This is a genomic window from Lentzea terrae, from assembly GCF_003265345.1.
GTDB lineage: Bacteria > Actinomycetota > Actinomycetes > Mycobacteriales > Pseudonocardiaceae > Lentzea > Lentzea terrae.
In genome coordinates, this window is record NZ_QFWW01000006.1 from 457,966 (window position 1) to 477,375 (window position 19,410).

Below are 19,410 nucleotides of genomic sequence, written 5' to 3' on the forward strand. Positions count from 1 at the left end.
CGAAGTAGGTTTTAGAGATGGCCGACCCCGTCGCCGCCGTCGCGGCCCTCGACGAGCCGAACCGCCGCAAGCTCTACGACTTCGTGGTGCGCCAGACCGCGCCCATCAGCAAGGACGAGGCCTCCGAGGCCGTCGGGATGCCGCGCACGACGGCCGGTTTCCACCTCGACAAGCTGGTCGAGATGGGGTTGCTGGACGTGCTGCACGAACGCCGCTCCGGCCGCACCGGGCCTGGCGCCGGCCGTCCGGCCAAGCTCTACCGGCGCTCCGGCGAGCAGATCGAGGTGTCGCTGCCGGACCGGCGCTACGAAGCCGCGAGCCACCTGCTCACGGACGCGCTGCTGGAGGCGGAGACCACCGGTGAGCCCGCGCGGGAGATCCTCAACCGGCGGGCCTACGAGTGGGGCGAGGACCTGGCCGCCCAGGCCGACGGCGAAGTCGTGCAGGCGTTGGAGGACCTCGGGTTCGAGCCGCAGCAGGACGAGCAGACGATCCTGCTGGGCAACTGCCCGTTCCACAGCCTGGCGCAGAAGCACACCCAGCTGGTGTGCGGGATGAACCTCTGTCTGATCAGCGGGATCCTGGACGGCATCGAGGCGCGCAGCCACACCGCGCGCCTCGATCCGTCACCAGGTCACTGCTGCGTTCGCCTCGACCAGGCCTAAGTTCAACCGCGCAAAAAGTGTCGGTGCCTCGTGCGAGCATCGCGGTGAGCCCAACACGTGGGCAGGTCCTGGGGAGGAAACACCGCAATGCGCAGAATGATCGCTGTTCTCGGCGCGCTCGTGATGGCCGTGGCCGTCGTGTCGCCGGCCGGGGCGGCAACGGGGGAAATAGCCTCATCGTGCGAGGTCAAGTTCACCACGGCGGGCAAGCCGGACGGCACGTTCACCGTCCGCGGCAGCTACCGGTTGCTCGGCAGCCTGCCTGCCACGTCCGAGAAGACCGCTCCGCTGACGGCCGACGACTGGGGCGTCTCCACACGGCTCGACCTGGACGTTCTGGGGCCGGAGCTCGCCAAGCGCGGCGTGACCAGGTTCGACCAGGGCATGGTGCTCGCCGCATATCTGTCGGTGCACCACAACGGCGTTGAGGACTGGCCTCAGAAACCGCTCACCGACCTCGGTCACGACATCGCCGTCGCCCAGTTCGCCACCGGTATCACCAGCAAGATCGCCGACACCAAGGTGTACCCCGGCGACGACGCCGTGCCAGGCCACTGGCGGTTCGCCAGCTACGGCGACATCTGGCTCAGCTTCCACAAGTTCACCGACCCGCAGGTCTACATGTCGGTCCACTGCATCGCGGATGCCGGGCAGGACCTGTTCTACGGTGAGACCGTCGTGAACCCGTAGCCGGCTGATGGGTGGTTGTGGCTGCCGGCCACAACCACCCACAACACTCAGGCGCCGTCCTCCAGGTCGCCCTCGGTCTCCAGATACGCAGCCCGCAGCGCGTCCAAAGTGGACGGCTCCGGGTGCTCCCACATCTTCCGCTCGGCCGCTTCGAGGAGCCGCTCGGCGATCCCGTGCAACGCCCAGGGGTTCGACGCCTGCAGGAACTTGCGGGTCTCCGGGTCGAGCACGTACGTCTCGGTCAGCTTCTCGTACATCCAGTCAGCGACCACACCGGTCGTCGCGTCGTACCCGAACAGGTACTCGACCGTCGCCTGCAGCTCGAACGCGCCCTTGTACCCGTGCTGCCGCATCGCCCCGACCCAGCGCGGGTTCACCACGCGGGCGCGGAAGATCCGCGACGTCTCCTCGGTCAACGTGCGCGTGCGAACCGCTTCCGGGCGCGTGCTGTCACCGACGTACGCCGCGGGCGCCTTGCCCGTCAACGCCTTCACCATCGTGACCATGCCGCCGTGGTACTGGAAGTAGTCGTCCGAGTCGGCGATGTCGTGCTCGCGGGTGTCGATGTTCTTGGCCGCCACCGCGATCCGCCGGTACGCCGACTCCATGTCCTGGCGCGCCGCCACACCGTCGACCCCACGCCCGTACGCGTAGCCGCCCCACACCGCGTAGACCTCGGCGATGTCCGACGAGTCGCGCCAGTTGCGGCTGTCGATCAACGGCAGCACGCCCGCGCCGTACGCGCCCGGCTTGGAGCCGAAGATCCGCAGCGTCGCCCGGCGCTGGTCGCCGTGCTCTTCCAGGTCCTTCAACGTGTGCGCCCGGACGTAGTTCTGCTCCGCCGGCTCGTCGAGGTTCGCCACGAGCTGCACCGCATCGTCCAAAAGGGACACGACGTGCGGGAACGCGTCGCGGAAGAACCCGGAGATCCGGACCGTCACGTCGATGCGCGGCCTTTCCAGCTCCGGAAGCGGGATCACTTCGAGGCCCGTGACCCGACGCGACTGGTCGTCCCACACCGGCCGCACGCCCAGCAGTGCGAACACCTCGGCGATGTCGTCACCGGCCGTGCGCATCGCCGACGTGCCCCACACCGACAGGCCGACGGAAGGCGGCCACTCGCCGTCGTTCTCGGTGCGGTAGCGCTCGAGCAGTGAGTCGGCCATCGCCTGCCCGGTCTCCCAGGCGAGCCGCGACGGGATCGCCTTCGGGTCGACCGAGTAGAAGTTGCGGCCGGTCGGCAGCACGTTCACCAGGCCGCGCAACGGCGACCCGGACGGCCCGGCCGGGATGTAACCGCCGTCCAACGCGTGCAGCACGTTCGTCATCTCGTCCGTGGTGCGCGCGAGCCGCGGCACGACTTCCAGAGCCGCGAACTCCAGGATCTTCTGCACGTCGGTCGACTCGTGGAGGGTCTTCGCGACTTCGGCGTCCCACCCGGCGTCTTCCATCGCCTGGACGAGCGCGCGAGCCTGTTCCTCAACGGCGTCAACGTCTTCGCGAGCCGTGGTCGTGAGCCCGAGCGCCTCCCGCAGTCCCGGCAGCGCGGCGACCTGACCGCCCCACATCTGCCGCGCCTGCAGCATCGCGAGCACCAGGTTGACGCGAACGCTTCCGGTGGGTGCTTCGCCGAGGATGTGCAGGCCGTCGCGGATCTGCACGTCCTTGACCTCGCACAGCCAGCCGTCGACGTGCAGCAGGAACTCGTCGAACTCGGCGTCGTGCGGCCGGTCGTCCATGCCGAGGTCGTGGTCGAGCTTGGCGGCCTGGATCAACGTCCAGATCTGCGCGCGGATCGCCGGCAGCTTCGCCGGGTCCATCGCGGAGATGTTGCCGTACTCGTCGAGCAACTGCTCCAGCCGCGCGATGTCGCCGTAGCTGTCCGCACGGGCCATCGGCGGCACCAGGTGGTCGACCAACGTTGCGTGGGCGCGCCGCTTCGCCTGCGTGCCCTCACCGGGGTCGTTGACGAGGAACGGGTAGACCAGCGGCAGATCACCGAGCGCCGCGTCCGTGCCGCACGACGCCGACATGCCGACCGTCTTGCCCGGCAACCACTCCAGGTTGCCGTGCTTGCCGACGTGCACCACCGCGTCCGCGCCGAACGACGACTCGATCCACCGGTACGCGGCGAGGTAGTGGTGCGACGGCGGCAGGTCCGGGTCGTGGTAGATCGCGATCGGGTTCTCGCCGAACCCGCGCGGCGGCTGCACGATCACGACGACGTTGCCCGACTCCAGCGCTGCCAGGACGATCTCGCCATCCTTCGACCGGGAGTGGTCGACGAACAACGACCCAGGTGCCTCGCCCCAGTGCTCCTGCATCGACTCGCGGAAGTCGTCCGGCAGCGTGTCGTAGAACTCGCGGTAGTCCGCCGCGGCAATGCGCACGGGGTTGCTCTCGAACTGCTCCTGCGTCAGCCAGTCCGCGTCCTGACCGCCGGCCGCGATCAGCGCGTGGATCAACGCGTCGCCGTCCAGCTCGTCGACGCCGGGAAGCTCAGAGCCGATGTCGTAACCGTGCTCCTGCATGGCTTTGAGCAGCCGGACCGTGGACGCCGGCGTGTCGAGCCCGACCGCGTTGCCGATGCGGGAGTGCTTCGTCGGGTACGCCGACAGCATCACCGCGATCTTGCGGTCCTTGGTGGGAATGTGGCGCAGCTTCCCGTGCCGGACCGCGATTCCGGCGACGCGCAGCGCCCGTTCGGGATCCGCCACGTAGACGGTCAGCCCGTCCTCGTCGATCTCCTTGAACGAGAACGGAACCGTGATGATCCGCCCGTCGAACTCCGGGATCGCCACCTGCGTCGCGGTGTCCAACGGGGACAGTCCATCGTCGTTCTCGTCCCACGACTCGCGACTCGACGTGAGGCACAACCCTTGCAGGATCGGCACATCCAGCGCCGCCAACGCGCCGACGTCCCACGCGTCGTCGTCCCCACCGGCCGACGCCTTCGCCGGGTTCGTGCCACCCGCCGCCAGCACCGTCACGATCAGCGCGTCGGCCTTCTGCAACGTCTCGAGCAGCTCCGGCTCAGCCGTGCGCAGCGACGAGCAGTAGACCGGCAGCGGGTTCCCGCCCTTGGCCTCGATCGCGTCGCACAGCGCGTGCACGAAGTCCGTGTTCCCCGCGACGTGATGCGCCCGGTAGTAGAGCACCGCGACGGTCGGGCCTTCTTCTGCCTCGGCGCGTTCCAGCAAACCCCACGTCGGCGTGGCCGCGGGCGGGGCGAACCCGTGTCCGGTCAGCAGAATCGTGTCTTCGAGGAACTTGTGCAGCTCCGTGAGGTTCTGGGGACCACCGTGCGCCAGGTAGAGGTGCGCCTCCGCACAAACGCCACCGGGCACCGTCGACAGTTCCATCAGCGCGGCGTCCGGCTGCTGCTCACCGCCCAGCACCACCACGGGCAGCCCGCCGGCCAGCAGCCAGTCGAGCCCTTCCTCCCACATCCGGCGCCCGCCGAGAATGCGCACCACGACCAGGCTCACGTCCTGGACGAGCGCGGGCAGATCTTCGACGGTGAGCCGGGCGGGGTTGCCGAGGCGGTACTCGGCACCACTCGCCCGAGCCGACAGCAGGTCGGTGTCGGAGGTCGACAGCAGCAGGATCACGCAGGCTCCATCCCTCGTGGGGTCCTCGCCCCAGGTTGCGGGTGACTCGGAAGCGGAGTTCCTGACTCCCAGCGTCGTTCGCTGGTCACAGTGGCGGGACCGCGCCGGATTCACACCGGCTTCCTCCTGCGCTTCGTCGTTCGGGCTCACCCTAACCGGCGGGTTACAGTCCGACCTATGCGTAGTCACCCGGATGCCTGCCCAGGCGCCGTCGAGCTGCATCCCGCGGCCGACGGCGGGCTCGCGCGCATCCGGGTCCCGGGCGGCACTCTTTCCGCTGCTCAGTGGGACGTGGTCCGGCTCGCCGCACTGGAGCTCGGCAACGGGTCGCTGGAACTCACGTCGCGCGCGAACCTCCAGATCAGAGGGCTCGCGGACGGCCTCGAACTGGGCTCACGACTGCGTGCGGCGGGCCTGCTGCCCTCCGACACCCACGAGCGCATCCGCAACATCATCGCGGCGCCCCTGGAGTCCAACCAGGCGCTGGTGGACGCGTTGGACGCCGCCCTCTGCGCCGACCCCGCGCTGGCCGCTCTACCAGGACGTTTCCTGGTGACGGTCGGGCTGCCGGTGAGCGGTCTCGGGGGCGACTTCGGGCTGGTCGACGACGTGCTGCTGCTCGCAGGGACCGACACCGGCGTCCGCGTTCAGGACCCCGTCGACGCTCTGGTAACCGCCGCCCGCCTCTTCCAAGAGCTGCGCGGCCCGGCCTGGCGCCTGTCCGAAGTGGACGACGGTGTGCGAAAGATCACCGAACACTTCGGCGCGACGGACGCCCCGCGCATCACGCCGGCTGTGACCCCTGTCGCACCTTCCGCGACCACGCCCGGTGTGCCGCTGGGCCGCCTCGACGCGCGCCAGCTCCCCGGCGTCCCGGTCCGGCTCACCCCGTGGCGCAGCCTGGTCGTGCCCGCAGGAACCGACACCACCGGATTGATCACCGACCCGGCGTCCCCCTGGCATGGCGTGAGCGCCTGCACCGGCCGGCCTGGATGCGCGAAGTCGCTCTCGGACGTACGCGCCGACGCGCGCGCCTGGGTGAACGCGTCACACCACACACACGACCCCGGCCGGGTACCCCCAATTTCAATTCTAGGGACCAGGTCCGACACTCCCGGCCCAGTGCACTGGTCGGGTTGCGCACGTCGCTGCGGCCGCCCGGCGGGCGATGTGATCGAGTTCGTCGCGACCGGCGACGGCTACGAGGAGTTCAGGTGACGGAGTACATCAAGGACGGCGCGGAGATCTACCGCCGCTCCTTCGCGACCATCCGCGACGAGGCCGACCTCGCCGGCTTCCCCCAGGACGTCGCGCGAGTCGTCGTCCGGATGATCCACGCGTGCGGCATGACCGACCTGACGCACGACATCGGCTTCTCCCCCAACGTCGTGCGGCACGCCCACGCCGCGTTGCAGGACGGCGCCCCGATCATCTGCGACGCCAACATGGTCGCCGCCGGCGTCACCCGCCGCCGCCTGCCCGCGGACAACGAAGTCCTGTGCTACCTCCAGGACCCGCGCACGCCCGAGCTCGCGAAAACCATCGGCAACACGCGCAGCGCCGCCGCCCTGGAACTTCTGCAGGACCGCTTCGAAGACGCCGTGATCGCCATCGGCAACGCCCCGACCGCGCTCTTCCACCTGCTCGACCTGATCGAGCGAGGTGCCCCGCGCCCGGCCGCGATCCTGGGCATTCCGGTGGGCTTCATCGGCGCGAAAGAGTCCAAAGAAGCTTTGGCCGCAACGGATCTGGAGCACCTGGTGGTCCACGGCCGGCGCGGCGGCAGCGCCATGACGGCAGCGGCTATCAACGCGATCGCGAGCGAGGAAGAATGACGGGCAAGCTCTACGGCGTCGGCCTGGGTCCTGGCGACCCGGAACTCGTGACGGTGAAAGCCGCACGGATCATCAAAGAAGCCGACGTCGTCGCCTTCCACAGCGCCCGCCACGGCCGCAGCGTCGCCAAAACCATTGCGGAGCCCTACTTCCGCGAGGGCCAGCTTCTCGAGCAGCTCGTCTACCCGGTGACGACCGAGGACACCGACGACTACCAGGGCGAGATCGACCAGTTCTACGAGGAAGCCGCCGCCAGACTAGCCGCGCACCTCGACGCAGGCCGCAACGTCGTCGTTCTGGCTGCCGGAGACCCGTTCTTCTACGGCTCCTACATGCACATGCACAAGCGCCTGAAAGACCGCTACGAATGGGAAGTGGTCCCCGGCGTCACGTCGGTCAGCGGCGCGAGCGCGGTCCTCGGCACCCCGCTCGTCGAACGCGACGAGGTCCTCACGATCCTCCCCGGCACCCTCCCGCCCGCGGAACTGGCCGAACGCCTCAAGAACACCGACTCGGCCGCGATCCTCAAGCTGGGCCGCACTTTCGGCAACGTCAAGCAGGCCCTCGAAGAGTCGAACCGACTCGACAACGCCTGGTACGTCGAACGCGCCACCACGGGCCGCCAGAAGACCTCGAAGCTCGCGGACGTCGACCCGGACACCGTCCCGTACTTCTCCCTGGCGCTGCTTCCCAGCCACTCCAAGCCCGAGCCGGAGAAGGGCAACGTCACCGTCGTCGGCCTCGGCCCCGGCACCCGAGCCTGGCTCACCCCGGAAGCCAAGCAGGCTCTGGAGAACGCCGACGACCTGGTCGGCTACACCACCTACCTCAACCGCATCCCGGACCGCCCCGGCCAGACCAAACACGCCTCCCACAACCAGGTCGAGTCGGAACGAGCAGCGTTCGCCCTCGACCTGGCCCGCAAGGGCAAGCGGGTAGCGGTCATCTCCTCCGGTGACCCCGGTGTGTTCGCGATGGCCACGGCAGTGCTGGAGGTCGCAGCAGAGACCCAGGACGTGCCGGTCCAGGTCATCCCGGGCGTCACGGCCGCCAACGCCGTTGCCGCCAAAGCAGGCGCCCCGCTCGGCCACGACTACGCGGTGATCTCCCTGAGCGACCGCCTCAAGCCGTGGGACGTGATCGCCACCAGGCTCGAAGCCGCCGCCAAGGCCGACCTCGTCATCGCCATCTACAACCCCGCGTCCAAGGCCCGCACGCACCAGGTCCAGGACATGCGCGACCTGCTTCTGAAGCACCGCGCCCCGGACACGCCGATCGTCGTCGGACGCGATGTCGGTGGCCCAGAAGAGGAAATCCGGGTGACCACGCTCGAAGCCCTCGACCCGGACACGATCGACATGCGCTGCCTGCTGATCATCGGCTCGTCGCAGACCGTGGTGACGCCCCAAAACGTGGTGTTCACGCCGCGCCGTTACCCGACCGGCTGACCACAGGTCCGGGCGTACGGGGTCGAGGGCAGGTGGTGCCGCCACTCGTCCTCGGTGAGATCTCGGGCCACCGCGGTGCAGATGTGGCTGATCGGCAACGCGCCGGGCTGCCCCGACGCATCCGCAAGGATCTTCGTCACCAAGGCGCGTTCGACGGTCAACCCGACCTGGCCCGCGGGTTTGGTGACCACGTCGCGCAACTGGTCCTCGATGAGCGTCGGAACGGGCACGTTCGCCCCGCCAGCAGCCCGGCCAGCACCGGCAGTTCCGCGCAGCGGGCGTAGAAGTCGGCCCGGACGCCCAGCACCACGGTGGCTCCGCCGGTCACCATCGCCGCGATCCGGTCCACGAACCCGCTCCGCCGTGCCGGGTCCGGGCAGTGCGTGAACAGCTCCTCGAACTGGTCGACGACGAGCACCGGCTCACCATCGGCCAGAGCCGGAATCAACCCCGCGCGCAACAACGAGGACTTCCCGCTGCCCGACGCCCCGAACACGGCCACGAACCGCTGCCGTTCCACCAGCTTCAGGAGCTGCGCTCGCATCGCGTCCCGGCCGAAGAACCGGGCGCCGTCCTCCACCCCGTAGCTGAGCAGCCCCTGATACGGCGGGTCATCGGCAGCCCCCGACGGGCGGCTCCCCACGCACTCCGCGGCTGCCTGCCGCCACTGCCGCTCCCAACACCCCGGATCCCCGTCACACGCCCGTACGTAGGCCAACGTCGCTGCGATCGTCGGCAGGTGCTTCCCGCTGGCGGCATTGGCCAACGTCGAAGCCGAAACCCCGGCCCGCGCAGCCAATTCCCGATAACCCGGACTACCCGCCCGTCGACGCAACTCCCGCAACCCGGCAGCCAACGACTCAATCGGACCGGAACCAGCCAACTCCCGCTCGGGACGAGGCATTGACCCTCCCCTGTGAGCGCACTCACCTCAACCCATTTGTACACCCGGTCCACCTTGGCCAAATAATTCCACCCGACACATCACGACATCGATAAAGACAGACCTGGAGCGACTCGACCTCGGCTTTTACCTGGGTTGTTTAACGCAACGCACCCCTACCGGACAACCAAGCAGCCTGCTGTGATGACACAAAAGAAAGGGGGATTCCACGTTCAGCCGAACGAAAGGAGCACACCCAGGAGCTGAATAGTTTGGCACAAACCGAATTAACACGTTGCAGTCACGATGTGACACAAAAAGGGGAGGAAATAGTGAACAAGGTGAAAAGAACCCTTCGAGCCTTGACGCTGGGAGTCGCAGTCGGAGCGCTCACGCTCATCGCACCGACGACGGCCCAGGCGGCGCCGGAGGCGGACGAACCCAAGGGGGGCATCGGCGCGCTCGACGGGTGTGCGCCGGACGAGTGGTACACCTGCGGCAAGCTCACCAACACGTCCGGTATCCGGGTGAAGTACACCCTCGACTGGGCGAACAAGGAGGGCGCGTCCGCCTGGATCTACCCAGGTGAGACGAAGGGCGGGTACGGCGTCGACGTGGACGGCTTCTACGTCGGGTCCTGCGGCCTCTACACCGACTACGGGTACCTCCGCGCGAACTCCGGCTGGTACAAGATCAACAACTACACCCACATCGACATCTACGGCTCGTGGTGCTGATCGGCTGATACGCCCAACCAGCGCAGTGCGCCGTCCACCGTCTCCACCACTTCAGCAGGTGGCAGCGGTGGCCGGCGCACGATCACGACCGGAATCCCCAACTGCTCAGCGGCTTCGAGCTTCGCGGACGTCATCGACCCACCGCTGTCCTTGGTCACCAGCACGTCGATCTCCCGCGACCGCATCAGCTCCAACTCACCGTCCACAGTGAACGGCCCGCGCGACAGCAGCACCTCGATCCGTTGCGGCATCGGGGGTTCCGGCGGCTCGACCATCCGCGCCAGAAACCACTGCGGACACGGAGCGAACTCCGCGAGATCCTGCCGCCCGGTGGTCAGGAACACCCGCGAGCCAGGCAGGTGATGCGCCGCCGAAGCAACGCTGTCCTCCCACTGCCAGCCGTCCCGGGCCGTGAACCCCGGACGCCGCAGGATCAGAAACGGCACCCCGGCCCGAGCACAGGCTTCGAAAGCGTTCGCCGTGATCTGCCGCGCGAACGGGTGGGTAGCGTCGACCACGGCGTGAATGTCGTTGTCCCGCAACCACGAAACCAGCCCGTCCACTCCGCCGAACCCGCCGACGCGAACCTCGCCGACCGGCAAGCGAGGTTCACTCACCCGGCCGGCCAGCGACGAGATGGCTGGAACACGAGCAGCCAGTTCGCGCGCTTCGCCGGTCCCTCCCAGGATCAGGATCATCGAACGCGCGTGGCCGAGTACAGGTGGCTGTCCGGGAACTGCGTCGCCCCCAACGTCCGCCCCACGATGATCACCGCGGTCCGCTTGATCCCCGCCGCCTCGACCTGCGCGGCGATGTCGTCCAACGTCCCGCGCAGCACCACTTCGTCCGCCCGAGACGCGTAAGCCACCACCGCGACGGGACAGTCCAGCCCGTAGTTCGGCACCAGCTCGGCGACCACGTCAGCGATCCGCTGCACGGCCAGGTGCAACACGACAGTCGCCCGGCTGCGACCCAACGTGTCCAGGTCCTCACCCTCGGGCATCGGCGTGGCGCGCTGCGAAGTCCGGGTCAGGATCACCGTCTGTCCCACACCGGGCACAGTCAGTTCCCGCTGCAACGAAGCCGCCGCCGCCGCGAACGCCGGCACGCCGGGCGTCACGTCGTAGGCGATCCCCAGCGCATCCAGCCGGCGCATCTGCTCGGCCATCGCGCTGAACACCGCCGGATCGCCGGAGTGCAGCCGCGCCACGTCCAACCCGGCCTCAGTGGCCGCGGCCAGCTCGGCAACGATCTCGTCCAACGTCAGGGAAGCCGTGTCGACGAGACGCGCCCCAGGAGGGCAGAAGTCCAGCAGTTCGACCGGCACCAAAGCGCCGGCGTAGAGGCAGACCGGAGACGACTCGATCAACGAACGCCCGCGCACGGTGATCAGGTCGGCAGCCCCGGGACCAGCGCCGATGAAGTGCACGGTCACTTGGTCACGCTCCACGTCGTGACGGGCATGTGCGGCCGCCACCCGGTGAACTTGCCCACCGACGACCCGCGGTTCACCGCGATCCGCACCAGGTCACCGCCGAGCCGCGCGTACCACTGCGCCACCACGGCCTCGGACTCGAGCGTCACGGCGTTGACCACCAGCCGCCCGCCGGCACCGAGCGCGTCCCAGCAGGTCTGCACGACGCCGGGAACGGTCAGCCCGCCACCGATGAAGATCGCGTCGGGCTTCTCCAGCCCCTCCAACGCGACCGGAGCCTGTCCGATGTGGACCTCGACCCCAGGCACCCCCAATGACGCAGCGTTGCGCAGGATTCGCTCAGCGCGCACGGCATCCTGCTCCACCGCGATCGCCCGGCACGTCGGGTGCGTCCGCGCCCATTCGATCGCGATGGAACCCGACCCGGCGCCCACGTCCCACAGGAGCTGCCCTGGCAGCGGCGCCAACGTCGACAGCGAAATAGCCCGCACCTCACGTTTGGTCAACTGGCCGTCAGTCTCGTACGCGTCGTCCGGCAGCCCGGGCACCCGCGAATAGGCGCTCCCGGCGTACTCGGCAGCGATGACGCACAGCGGATCCGCACTTTCCCCGGACCACTGGTAGACCCGCTCGGCAGGCCCACCCAACTGCTCCAGCACTGTAATAGGCCCAGCGATTTCCGCAACGGTCTGCGGATCACCACCGAGTACCAATATTCGCCGCCCCGGCGTCAGCGCAGGCCGCAGCAGGTCGGGCGACCGTCCCACCAGCGACACGACCTCGACCTCGTTCAACGCCCACCCGAGCCGCGCGCAGGCCAGCGACACCGACGAGGGGTGCGGGATCACGGTGACGCGCGACCCCAGCAGGCGCACCAGCGTCGTCCCGATTCCGTGGAACATGGGATCGCCGGACGCCAGCACGCACACGTCGCGGTACTTCTCGAACAGCTCGGGCAACGCCGGGACCAGCGGTGACGGCCACGCCACCCGCTCGAAGTCCCCAGGCACCAATTCCAGCTGCCGTCGACTGCCCATCAACACCCGCGCGCCGCGAACCGCGTTCTGCGCGGCCGGCGACAACCCGTCCCACCCGTCGGCCCCGATGCCGACAACTGTGACGTCGCCGGGGACGTCAGACTGTTCCGGTGACACGCTGCACCTGAATCTCGATCACCACACGCGTGGGGTTCACCCGAGGCTGCTTGTACCGCAGCGCATACCGCCGAACAGCCTCGTCCACCGACGCCGGGTCCTCCCGCACGACCGCGGGACCCTCCACCGTGGACCACCGCCGACCGTCCACCTGACACACCGCTGCGTAACCGGCCTTGCGCACGTGGCGAACCTTCCACGAACCGCCGTCCGTGATGATCCGCGCCACGCCGGCGTCCAGGTCGAGCGTGACCCCGACCGGCACCACGTGCGGAGTGCCGTCCGGACGCACGGTGGACAACGTGCACAGGTGCCGTTCGGCCCAGAACTCGGCGAACTCGGCGCCCCGCTCGATCGACATGGCACGAATCATGCACGAACACGGCCCGCCGCCTCGGCAGCGGGCCGTGTGTTCCGCACTACGGAACTACGGGTAACTGACGACGTTCACCGGCACCGTGCCCGGCGGTGTGACCGCACCCACGTCGTTGATCACGTGGGTGATCGTGCCCTGGTAGTTGAGCGACACGGTCAGCAGGTTGTGCATCCTCACCCCAGGCCGGTTGGGCACCTCGAACGCGTGCTCGGCCCGCACCGACGGGTTGACGTTGAAGAAGCAGTAGCTGCCCAGCCCCCACGCCTCGTGCGTGGTGACGTTGTCGCCGACCTTGTAGGCCGCGTACCCGGCAACCCCGTTGGGGGCCATCCACGAGGCCTGGTTCGGCACGTCGTACGGCATCTCGTTCTGGAAGAAGATCGTCCGCCCGCCCTGGCCGTTCCAGATCACCTGGTACTTCTGGTAGTGCTCGACGAACAACCCGGTGGCCAGCACGTTGTTGCCGTTGACGACGAGGCCCGTGTCACCGATCGCCTCGTTCCAGCCCCAGGTGCCGGCGTTGCCGTGGTCGGCGCGCCAGATCCAGCTGTGATCGATGATCGTGTTGTGGCTGTTGACGACCAGGCTGTTCGTCGCCTTGCCCGCGACCGCCCCGCCGACGCGGAAGAACACGTCCTGCAGCGTGGTCGGGTTGGCCGCGTGCGAGGCCGACGAGCCGGACGGGCCGACCGTCAGCAGCGAGTTCGACAGGGTCGTGCCCGCGTCGAACAGGATGCCCTTGATCCGCACGCCGTCGACGTCCGCGACCTGCATGGCCGTGACGCCGTTCTGCGGCACGATCGTCGCGTAGCCGATGCCCAGCACGACGGTGTTCGGCCGCGTGATGTTGATCGTCTGGTTGACGTTGTAGATGCCGGGCGTGAAGAACAGGTTGCACCCCTGCGCCAGCGCCGCGTTGATCGTGGCCGCGGTGTCCCCGGCCTTCACGACGTAGAACTGGCTCATCGGCAACGAGCTACCGGGCGTACCACCGTTGATCCACGACGCTCCGGAAGCGTTGGTGCGCAAGGAAGGCAGGAACACCCGGTACTGGCTTCCCTCGAGGTACAGGTAGGGCACGTCCCGCGAGATCGGCGTGGTCGCGAGCGTCGTCTCCGGCGGCGACGGGAACGTGTTCGGCGGCGCACCGGGCGTTCCGGAGAACACCATGTTCCACACGCCGCCGTTCCAGCTGCCGTAGTTGGAATCGCGCGTGTACCACTGCTGCTGCGAGACCGACGCCGTCTGCCCCGACACCCGCGAATCAGCCGTGTAGCCACCACTCGCAAACCCGTAGCTCGCCGGGTACAGCGCCAAGTTGCCACGAATGTCCATGCGGCGGAACGGCGCCGCCTGCGCCACGGCCCACCGGTTGGTGCCGTTGCTCGGGTTGACGGCCATGTTCTCGGCCGAGCGCCAGAAGTTCTGCAGCGCCACACCCTTGTCCGACTCGTTGAACGCGTCGACCGTGATGTCACCGTTGATCACGACATCGCCGGGGTTGCGCCCCAGGCCTGCGACGGACGTGTAAAAACCAACGTCGTCGTGAACGTTGTACGTGCCCGGCTTGAACAGGTGCGCGACCCGGCGCGGCGCCATCTGCGCCGTGAGCGTGTCCTTCTGCATGTTGAAGTCCGCGTCGAGCTGCGTCTGGATGCTCGCGGCCGACATGCTGGGGTCGAAGATCCGCGTGTTCGGCCCGAAGTTCGGCGTGTCGGACTGGGCACACCCTTGCTGCGTGCCGATCGTGTAGGTCGCGCTCGCTGTTGCGGAGTTCGTGAGCCCCGCCTTGATGCCGATCGCGTTGACCGTGCGGCTCGTCGGCACCGAGATCGGCCCGGTGTAGAGCGGTGAGCTTGCCGTGGGTGTCGAACCGTCCACTGTGTACCGGATCGCCGCGCCGGAGGTGGCCGTCGTGATCGTCACGGTCTGCGCGGACGTGTACGCACCGCCAGGCGGGCTGAATGTCGGCGCCGCGACCTGCGCCGGCGCGCTGCCGTGCGTGTAGGTGAAGTGCGGGGTGTCGTACTGCGGCCCGCTCTTCTCGTAGGTGAACCAGTACTCGATCTGCGTCCCCGACGACAACGACCCGACCGTCTTCTGCCAGGTCCCGGCGTTGTTCGTCATCCGGAAGTTCTGCTGCGGAGTGTTGGGGACCAGGTAGTGCACGTCGACGTACAGGGCAGGGGTCGTCGGCGTGAAGTCGATCCTCGCCTGAGTGGAGTCCAGCGCCGTCACGTTCTGCGTGTAGTCCTCGGCCGCGGAAGCGGTGGACGACGCAAGTGACGACAGGGCAATCGCTGCGGCGGCCAGGCCGGCCAGCCATCTCACCTTTGAGAGCGCTCTCACACTTGAACGGTAAACACGAGATGTCGCTAAGCGAAAGATGCAAGCGGTGGGAAAGAAGAACCGGGAACGCCACCGTTTTCACCCGAACGAGCGGCTTGTTGGATTGGATTCAAGCCATAGCGTCGGCTTATGACTCCCTCCACCGCGTACAGCAGGGACCCGGGTGACGAGCTACGGCGCCTCCGAGAGACGTGCACGGGCCTCAAGAGCAACGAGCTGGCAAAGAAGCTCGGCTGGGATCCCAGCAAGATCTCCACCATCGAGCACGGCAAGGCGCGCGCCAGCGAGATCGACCTCATCCAGTTCTTGTCCATGTGCGGCAAGGACATCGACTACGTCAACGACTTCAAGCGCCGCTACCAGTACGCCTTCGACGAGTACTTCGTGCAGCTGTCCGGCAACCTGCGGACGGTCGGGCTAGCCGAGTCCACGGCCAGGACGATCATCAGCTACGAGACGCTGATTGTGCCAGGTCTCTTCCAGGACATCCGAGTACGCCGAGAGGGTGTACCACGCGAACGGGACCGTCGCGGAAGAGCGGATACCCGAACTCGTGCAGTGCCGGACAGACCGCCAGGCGATCCTGCAGCGACACGATCGGCCGGATTGCTTGTTCTACATCCATGAGCTAGCGCTGCCGCAGCCCATGGGCGATGACGGGTGATGCAGGCCCAGTACACGCGCCTGCTGTCCAAGGCGCACATGATCCGGCTCGTTCCCGCGGAGGTTGCCGTGCTGTCGGCCGGCTTCATGCTCTGGGAGTTCGAGAAGGCCGACCCGGTCGCCTACAGCGAGTCGGAGTTCGCGCGCGTGTTCGTCCAGGATCTCGGCGCGATCGCCAAAGCGAGGCAGCACTTCAAGCAGCTGGACGAGGTCGCCCTCGATGGAGAGCGAACGCGCAGCAAGCTGAAGCAGTACCTCCGCCAGCTCGTCGGAGCTGGATGAACCCGAACTTGAGGTAAGCGCCCACGGCAGCGCCCCTCAGCCACCGCGACTTCAGCGTCATCAACCGTGCGGGACTCGAAGAACGCGAGCGGCGACGTCCTCGCGTTCTCCACCCCTGCCTGGAGCGCGCTGGTCGGCTGGATCGGCTCGCGCTCCCCGCAGGTCTGATCACGACAGCACAGAGGCCCACCCCGCGGCAGGGATGGGCCTCGCTCGTTCATCGGTGCTCTCAGCCACCCGCGGGCGGTTCCGGCATGGGGGCCGGCTTCGCGTCGCGCATGCGTTCCTCGGTCCAGTAGTCCGGGTCGGTGTGCTCCGCCGGTCCACCTGCCACCTCTGGACCGGCGGGACCGGCGGGAGCGGCCGGATCACCCGTTCCGCGCAACCCGGCGATCACGGAGGCGCTCAGCACGACAGTCGCCGCGATGACCGCCACCACCACAACCATGCGCGTGCGGGTGCTCATGGAGCCTCCTTACGGCGTTTGGTTTTTCGCGTTATTGAAGACGTCGTTCACGTGACTGTCATAATACGGCCCGGAATTGTTCCCGTCCAGAAGTCCCTGGGTCGCACTGATCACGTAACCGAGGCCGTTGGGCTGGTAGTTCTCGAGCCACGGCCCACCACTGGCACCGCCGCCGAAATTGCAGCCGAGTCGATAGGCGTTCGCGCTCGGCCACCGGTCGGTCGTTCCCCAGCAGTACCACTGCACCTCACCGCCGTCACGGTTTCCCGGATAGCCGGCGATGTGCACGTAACGGCTGTAACTGCCGTTGTACCGGAAGCCGTGGCCGCCCGCCGCGTTGACCACTTTCTGGCCTGAACTGTTGGCGTACGTCACCACCCACGCGAAGTCGCGCTGCCAGTCGTTGCGGACCGACCACCCCGTGGAGTAGTGGAACCAGTAGGCGGCGAACCGTCCACGCGGCTCGGAGCCGCGCTGGTAGCCCGGGATGAAGACCCAGTTCCGCATGACCTGTCCGTTGCCGCCGCCCACGACCGCGCAGTGGCCCGCGGTGACGACAAGGCTCTTGGAGGCGCTGTTCACGGCACTGCCGGAGCACTGGTAGCCGCCGTTGTTCCGCGGGTCGACGAAGTAGATCTTGCCGTTGGTGTAGGAGAACCAGGCGTCCTGGGCCGACGGGCCGCCCGTCACCGTCGGCGCTGCCGGGGCGGAGGCGGTCGCGGCCTTCCCCGTCGGAGCCGACGTCGTCGCGTTCGTCTTCGTCGGGCCGGCGGTTGCGACGGCGGGCTTGGCCGCCGCGAGCCGTTCCGGCGTCCAGTACTCGTTGACGATCCGCTGGGCTTCGGCGGGTGAAACCTTGCGCTCGGCGCGAGCGCTCTCGTCCCACACGACTGCGGACGTGCCGACGATCGAGTCCGTTTTCGCCGCAGATTCGGCATTCGCCGGAACGGCGACCAAAATTGACGCGACGAGCGTCAGACCAGAAAAAACGCCAAGCATCGATCTTCGGGCAAATATCATCGTTCCCCCTAAGGAACTGATTTTCCCCTCTGGCGAAACTCGCCAGCCTGCACAGCACAGTAGCCAGCTGATTTTGGCCCAACAACCGCCTACTGGCGCAAGGAAGATATTCCGCGTCGCATAGACGCGTTTCAGCTCGCTCGGTTTTCGTTGAGGTAGTTGTAGATCGTGTAGCGGGTGACCTCCAGGACACCCGCCAGATGGTCCACCGAGTCACGGATGAGGAAGAACCCTGCCTCGTCCAGGACTCGCACGACCTGCGACTTGTGCACCTTCTTCATCAGCTCGACCGGCACCCCGACGTCGGCGATGGCCTTCTCGACCAACACCCGCTGCAGCGTGTCCACGTCCTGTGGAAAGTGCTCAACAGGCCCAGAAGCCTCGTGCGCAGCCAACTTATTGACACACAAGCACCCCACGGCGACACCAGCAGCATCACGCACGAACGTCGTCGACGACCAGATGGCCCGCCCATCAGGCGCATACGTCTCGTAGCCCGGCATGTCCGTGGTGGTGCCGCGCCGCACCAGCCCCAGCAACAGGTCGGTCATCGGCCCGCCCACCTGCCGCCCGGTCAACGACCCGGCGATCGCGATGATCGAGTTCGGCAGCCGCGACAGGTCGTGCACCACGACCTCGGTGTCCGGTCCCAGAGCCGAGGCCAGGCTGTCCACCGTCGGCACCAGCGCCGACAAGGCCGCCGGCACCGGTGACGCAGCTGTCCCGGACAGCGACTTCAACGCGGCTCGTACCCGTTCCAACGTGCCGCGCGAAGTCGTGGCGTGCGGCGACAACCGGACGTGCTCCGGCCGCACCGTCGCGGTGACCCCGAAGGCGTTCAACGCCTCCCCGACCACGGAAGCCGCCTCGGGCATCGTGAACGCCAGGATCCCCGCCCGGCGCTCCCGTGCCGACACGATCTTGCCGCCGCACGACAGCACGATCTCCTCCAGCTCGGCGACGACGTCCGAAACGGCCGAGTCCAAAGCCGAAACGCCCGCGAGCTCCACCAGTTCCAGTGCCTCCGCGAAGGCACCGGACACGACCGGCGAGAGGTTCGTGATGTTCCAGGACGCGGCATCGGGAGCAGGCTGGTGCACCGCGTTGTCGAACAGGCCGGCATCCAAAGCACCCGTCCAACCCGAAAGAACAGGCGAAAGCCGCTCCAAAGCGCGGTCCGAGAGCACGACGAAACCGGTGCTCCACCCGGCCCGCAACCACTTCTGCCCGCCGACCACGAGCACGTCGGCGAGTTCCCACGGCTCGTCGGCCACGCCGAAGCCCTGGATGCCGTCGACGATGAGCAGCCGGTCGCCGAGGACCTCCCGCAAAGCAGAGAGATCAGCTCGGTAGCCGGTGCGGAAGTCCACAGCGGACACCGACAGCGCGGAAACCTCAGCAGTCAGACGGGTTGCGACGGCGGCCGGGGCCACCGGTCCGTCGAGAACCACCGACGGGAGTCCCGCGCGCACCCACGGATAGGTGTTGGCCGGGAACTCCGCCGCCGAGTACATGACCGTCCCGGACAGCCCGAAAGCCGCCTGGAACAGGCCGATCGAGGTGTTCGGGACGAGCGCCACGTGGTCGGTGTCCGTGCGGCACAACCGGGCGACGGCTGCCTTCACCCGTTGTTCCTCGCGCATCAGCGTGTCCACTGTGGATGGACCGGCTAGCGAGGCCTGTTCCATCAGGCGCGAGGTGGCCGTGACCACAGCCAGCGAGGGCGGGCCGAAGCGGGCGAAGTCGAGGTACCCCTCCGGTTCGCGGAACTGGGCGAGGTACGAGGTGTCGATCAA

General features: G+C 67.8%; 18 protein-coding genes, 2 pseudogenes and 1 riboswitch. Of the genes and pseudogenes, 10 read left to right on the forward strand and 10 right to left on the reverse strand.

The genetic code is table 11. The annotated features are described in order from the left end of the window. Positions 1-17 precede the first annotated feature (17 nt). Together DI276_RS11225 and DI276_RS11230 are read left to right on the forward strand one after the other, a co-directional pair. Positions 18-665 carry a helix-turn-helix transcriptional regulator gene (locus DI276_RS11225; protein WP_112263186.1) on the forward strand — a complete coding sequence of 216 codons (648 nt, stop codon included), beginning with the start codon at positions 18-20 and terminating at the stop codon, positions 663-665. 96 nt (positions 666-761) lie between these two features. Continuing rightward, positions 762-1,355 (forward strand): hypothetical protein, encoded by a 594-nt coding sequence (locus DI276_RS11230; RefSeq protein ID WP_112263187.1) that lies wholly within the window; start codon positions 762-764, stop codon positions 1,353-1,355. A gap of 47 nt (positions 1,356-1,402) precedes the next feature. Here the strand turns inward: DI276_RS11230 and cobN are convergent, their stop codons facing one another. After that, positions 1,403-4,966, reverse strand: coding sequence for a cobaltochelatase subunit CobN (cobN, locus tag DI276_RS11235; protein WP_112263188.1), 3,564 nt, complete (start codon positions 4,964-4,966; stop codon positions 1,403-1,405). A gap of 35 nt (positions 4,967-5,001) precedes the next feature. Beyond that, a riboswitch (cobalamin riboswitch) is annotated at positions 5,002-5,132 on the reverse strand. Between the two features lie 11 nt (positions 5,133-5,143). On the opposite strand from cobN, the gene DI276_RS11240 reads away from it, so the two are divergent. Genes DI276_RS11240 through cobJ form a run of 3 tightly spaced genes read left to right on the forward strand, consistent with a single transcriptional unit; the run spans position 5,144 to position 8,249 of the window. Beyond that, entirely contained in the window at positions 5,144-6,184 is a 1,041-nt protein-coding gene (locus tag DI276_RS11240) for a hypothetical protein (protein ID WP_112263189.1), read from the forward strand. Further along, entirely contained in the window at positions 6,181-6,801 is a 621-nt protein-coding gene (locus tag DI276_RS11245; RefSeq protein WP_198680564.1) for a precorrin-8X methylmutase, read from the forward strand. The genes DI276_RS11240 and DI276_RS11245 overlap by 4 nt, the downstream gene beginning before the upstream one ends. Further along, positions 6,798-8,249 carry a precorrin-3B C(17)-methyltransferase gene (gene cobJ, locus DI276_RS11250; RefSeq protein WP_112263191.1) on the forward strand — a complete coding sequence of 484 codons (1,452 nt, stop codon included), beginning with the start codon at positions 6,798-6,800 and terminating at the stop codon, positions 8,247-8,249. Before DI276_RS11245 ends, cobJ begins: the two co-directional genes overlap by 4 nt. On the opposite strand, the pseudogene DI276_RS11260 reads toward cobJ, so the two are convergent. Beyond that, positions 8,234-9,153 (reverse strand): annotated as a pseudogene (locus DI276_RS11260) (nSTAND1 domain-containing NTPase). The gene cobJ and the pseudogene DI276_RS11260 overlap by 16 nt on opposite strands. A 341-nt stretch (positions 9,154-9,494) precedes the next feature. Between DI276_RS11260 and DI276_RS11265 the strand changes: the two are divergent. Further along, a complete protein-coding gene (locus tag DI276_RS11265) occupies positions 9,495-9,869 on the forward strand; it encodes a hypothetical protein (RefSeq protein WP_112263194.1) in 375 nt (124 codons plus the stop codon). On the opposite strand, the gene DI276_RS11270 is transcribed toward DI276_RS11265, so the two are convergent. The 5 genes from DI276_RS11270 to DI276_RS11290 all read right to left on the reverse strand — a co-directional run bounded on the left by DI276_RS11270 (position 9,851) and on the right by DI276_RS11290 (position 15,156). Continuing rightward, positions 9,851-10,567, reverse strand: a complete 717-nt coding sequence (locus DI276_RS11270) for a cobalt-precorrin-6A reductase (protein WP_198680565.1) — start codon at positions 10,565-10,567, stop codon at positions 9,851-9,853. The two genes, DI276_RS11265 and DI276_RS11270, sit on opposite strands and share 19 nt — an antisense overlap. After that, positions 10,564-11,304 carry a precorrin-4 C(11)-methyltransferase gene (gene cobM, locus DI276_RS11275; protein WP_112263195.1) on the reverse strand — a complete coding sequence of 247 codons (741 nt, stop codon included), beginning with the start codon at positions 11,302-11,304 and terminating at the stop codon, positions 10,564-10,566. Before cobM ends, DI276_RS11270 begins: the two co-directional genes overlap by 4 nt. Next, positions 11,301-12,458 (reverse strand): precorrin-6y C5,15-methyltransferase (decarboxylating) subunit CbiE, encoded by a 1,158-nt coding sequence (gene cbiE / locus DI276_RS11280; RefSeq protein ID WP_112263196.1) that lies wholly within the window; start codon positions 12,456-12,458, stop codon positions 11,301-11,303. The genes cobM and cbiE overlap by 4 nt, the downstream gene beginning before the upstream one ends. Continuing rightward, entirely contained in the window at positions 12,439-12,819 is a 381-nt protein-coding gene (locus DI276_RS11285; protein ID WP_112263197.1) for a PPOX class F420-dependent oxidoreductase, read from the reverse strand. The genes cbiE and DI276_RS11285 overlap by 20 nt, the downstream gene beginning before the upstream one ends. Positions 12,820-12,885: 66 nt before the next feature. After that, complete coding sequence (locus tag DI276_RS11290; protein ID WP_232836600.1) at positions 12,886-15,156, reverse strand: chitobiase/beta-hexosaminidase C-terminal domain-containing protein; 2,271 nt, start codon at positions 15,154-15,156, stop codon at positions 12,886-12,888. Between the two features lie 156 nt (positions 15,157-15,312). Between DI276_RS11290 and DI276_RS11295 the strand changes: the two genes are divergently transcribed. The 3 genes and pseudogenes from DI276_RS11295 (at position 15,313) to DI276_RS11305 (ending at position 16,296) form a co-directional block, all read left to right on the forward strand. After that, positions 15,313-15,810: a helix-turn-helix domain-containing protein gene (locus DI276_RS11295; RefSeq protein WP_112263199.1), complete on the forward strand. Its 498-nt coding sequence runs from the start codon at positions 15,313-15,315 to the stop codon at positions 15,808-15,810. Beyond that, a pseudogene (locus tag DI276_RS11300) lies at positions 15,725-16,128 on the forward strand (Scr1 family TA system antitoxin-like transcriptional regulator). The gene DI276_RS11295 and the pseudogene DI276_RS11300 overlap by 86 nt, the downstream one beginning before the upstream one ends. Before the next feature lie 66 nt (positions 16,129-16,194). Beyond that, complete coding sequence (locus DI276_RS11305) at positions 16,195-16,296, forward strand: DUF397 domain-containing protein (RefSeq protein WP_112263201.1); 102 nt, start codon at positions 16,195-16,197, stop codon at positions 16,294-16,296. Positions 16,297-16,357: 61 nt separating this feature from the next. On the opposite strand, the gene DI276_RS11310 is transcribed toward DI276_RS11305, so the two are convergent. Both DI276_RS11310 and DI276_RS11315 read right to left on the reverse strand, forming a co-directional pair. Beyond that, positions 16,358-16,594 carry a hypothetical protein gene (locus DI276_RS11310; protein ID WP_112263202.1) on the reverse strand — a complete coding sequence of 79 codons (237 nt, stop codon included), beginning with the start codon at positions 16,592-16,594 and terminating at the stop codon, positions 16,358-16,360. Between the two features lie 9 nt (positions 16,595-16,603). Next, positions 16,604-17,482, reverse strand: a complete 879-nt coding sequence (locus DI276_RS11315) for a trypsin-like serine peptidase (RefSeq protein ID WP_157984648.1) — start codon at positions 17,480-17,482, stop codon at positions 16,604-16,606. Between the two features lie 10 nt (positions 17,483-17,492). Between DI276_RS11315 and DI276_RS49870 the strand changes: the two genes are divergently transcribed. After that, entirely contained in the window at positions 17,493-17,738 is a 246-nt protein-coding gene (locus DI276_RS49870) for a hypothetical protein (protein ID WP_157984649.1), read from the forward strand. A 7-nt stretch (positions 17,739-17,745) separates the two neighbouring features. Here the strand turns inward: DI276_RS49870 and DI276_RS11320 are convergent, their stop codons facing one another. After that, a complete protein-coding gene (locus tag DI276_RS11320) occupies positions 17,746-19,410 on the reverse strand; it encodes an aminotransferase class V-fold PLP-dependent enzyme (protein ID WP_112263204.1) in 1,665 nt (554 codons plus the stop codon).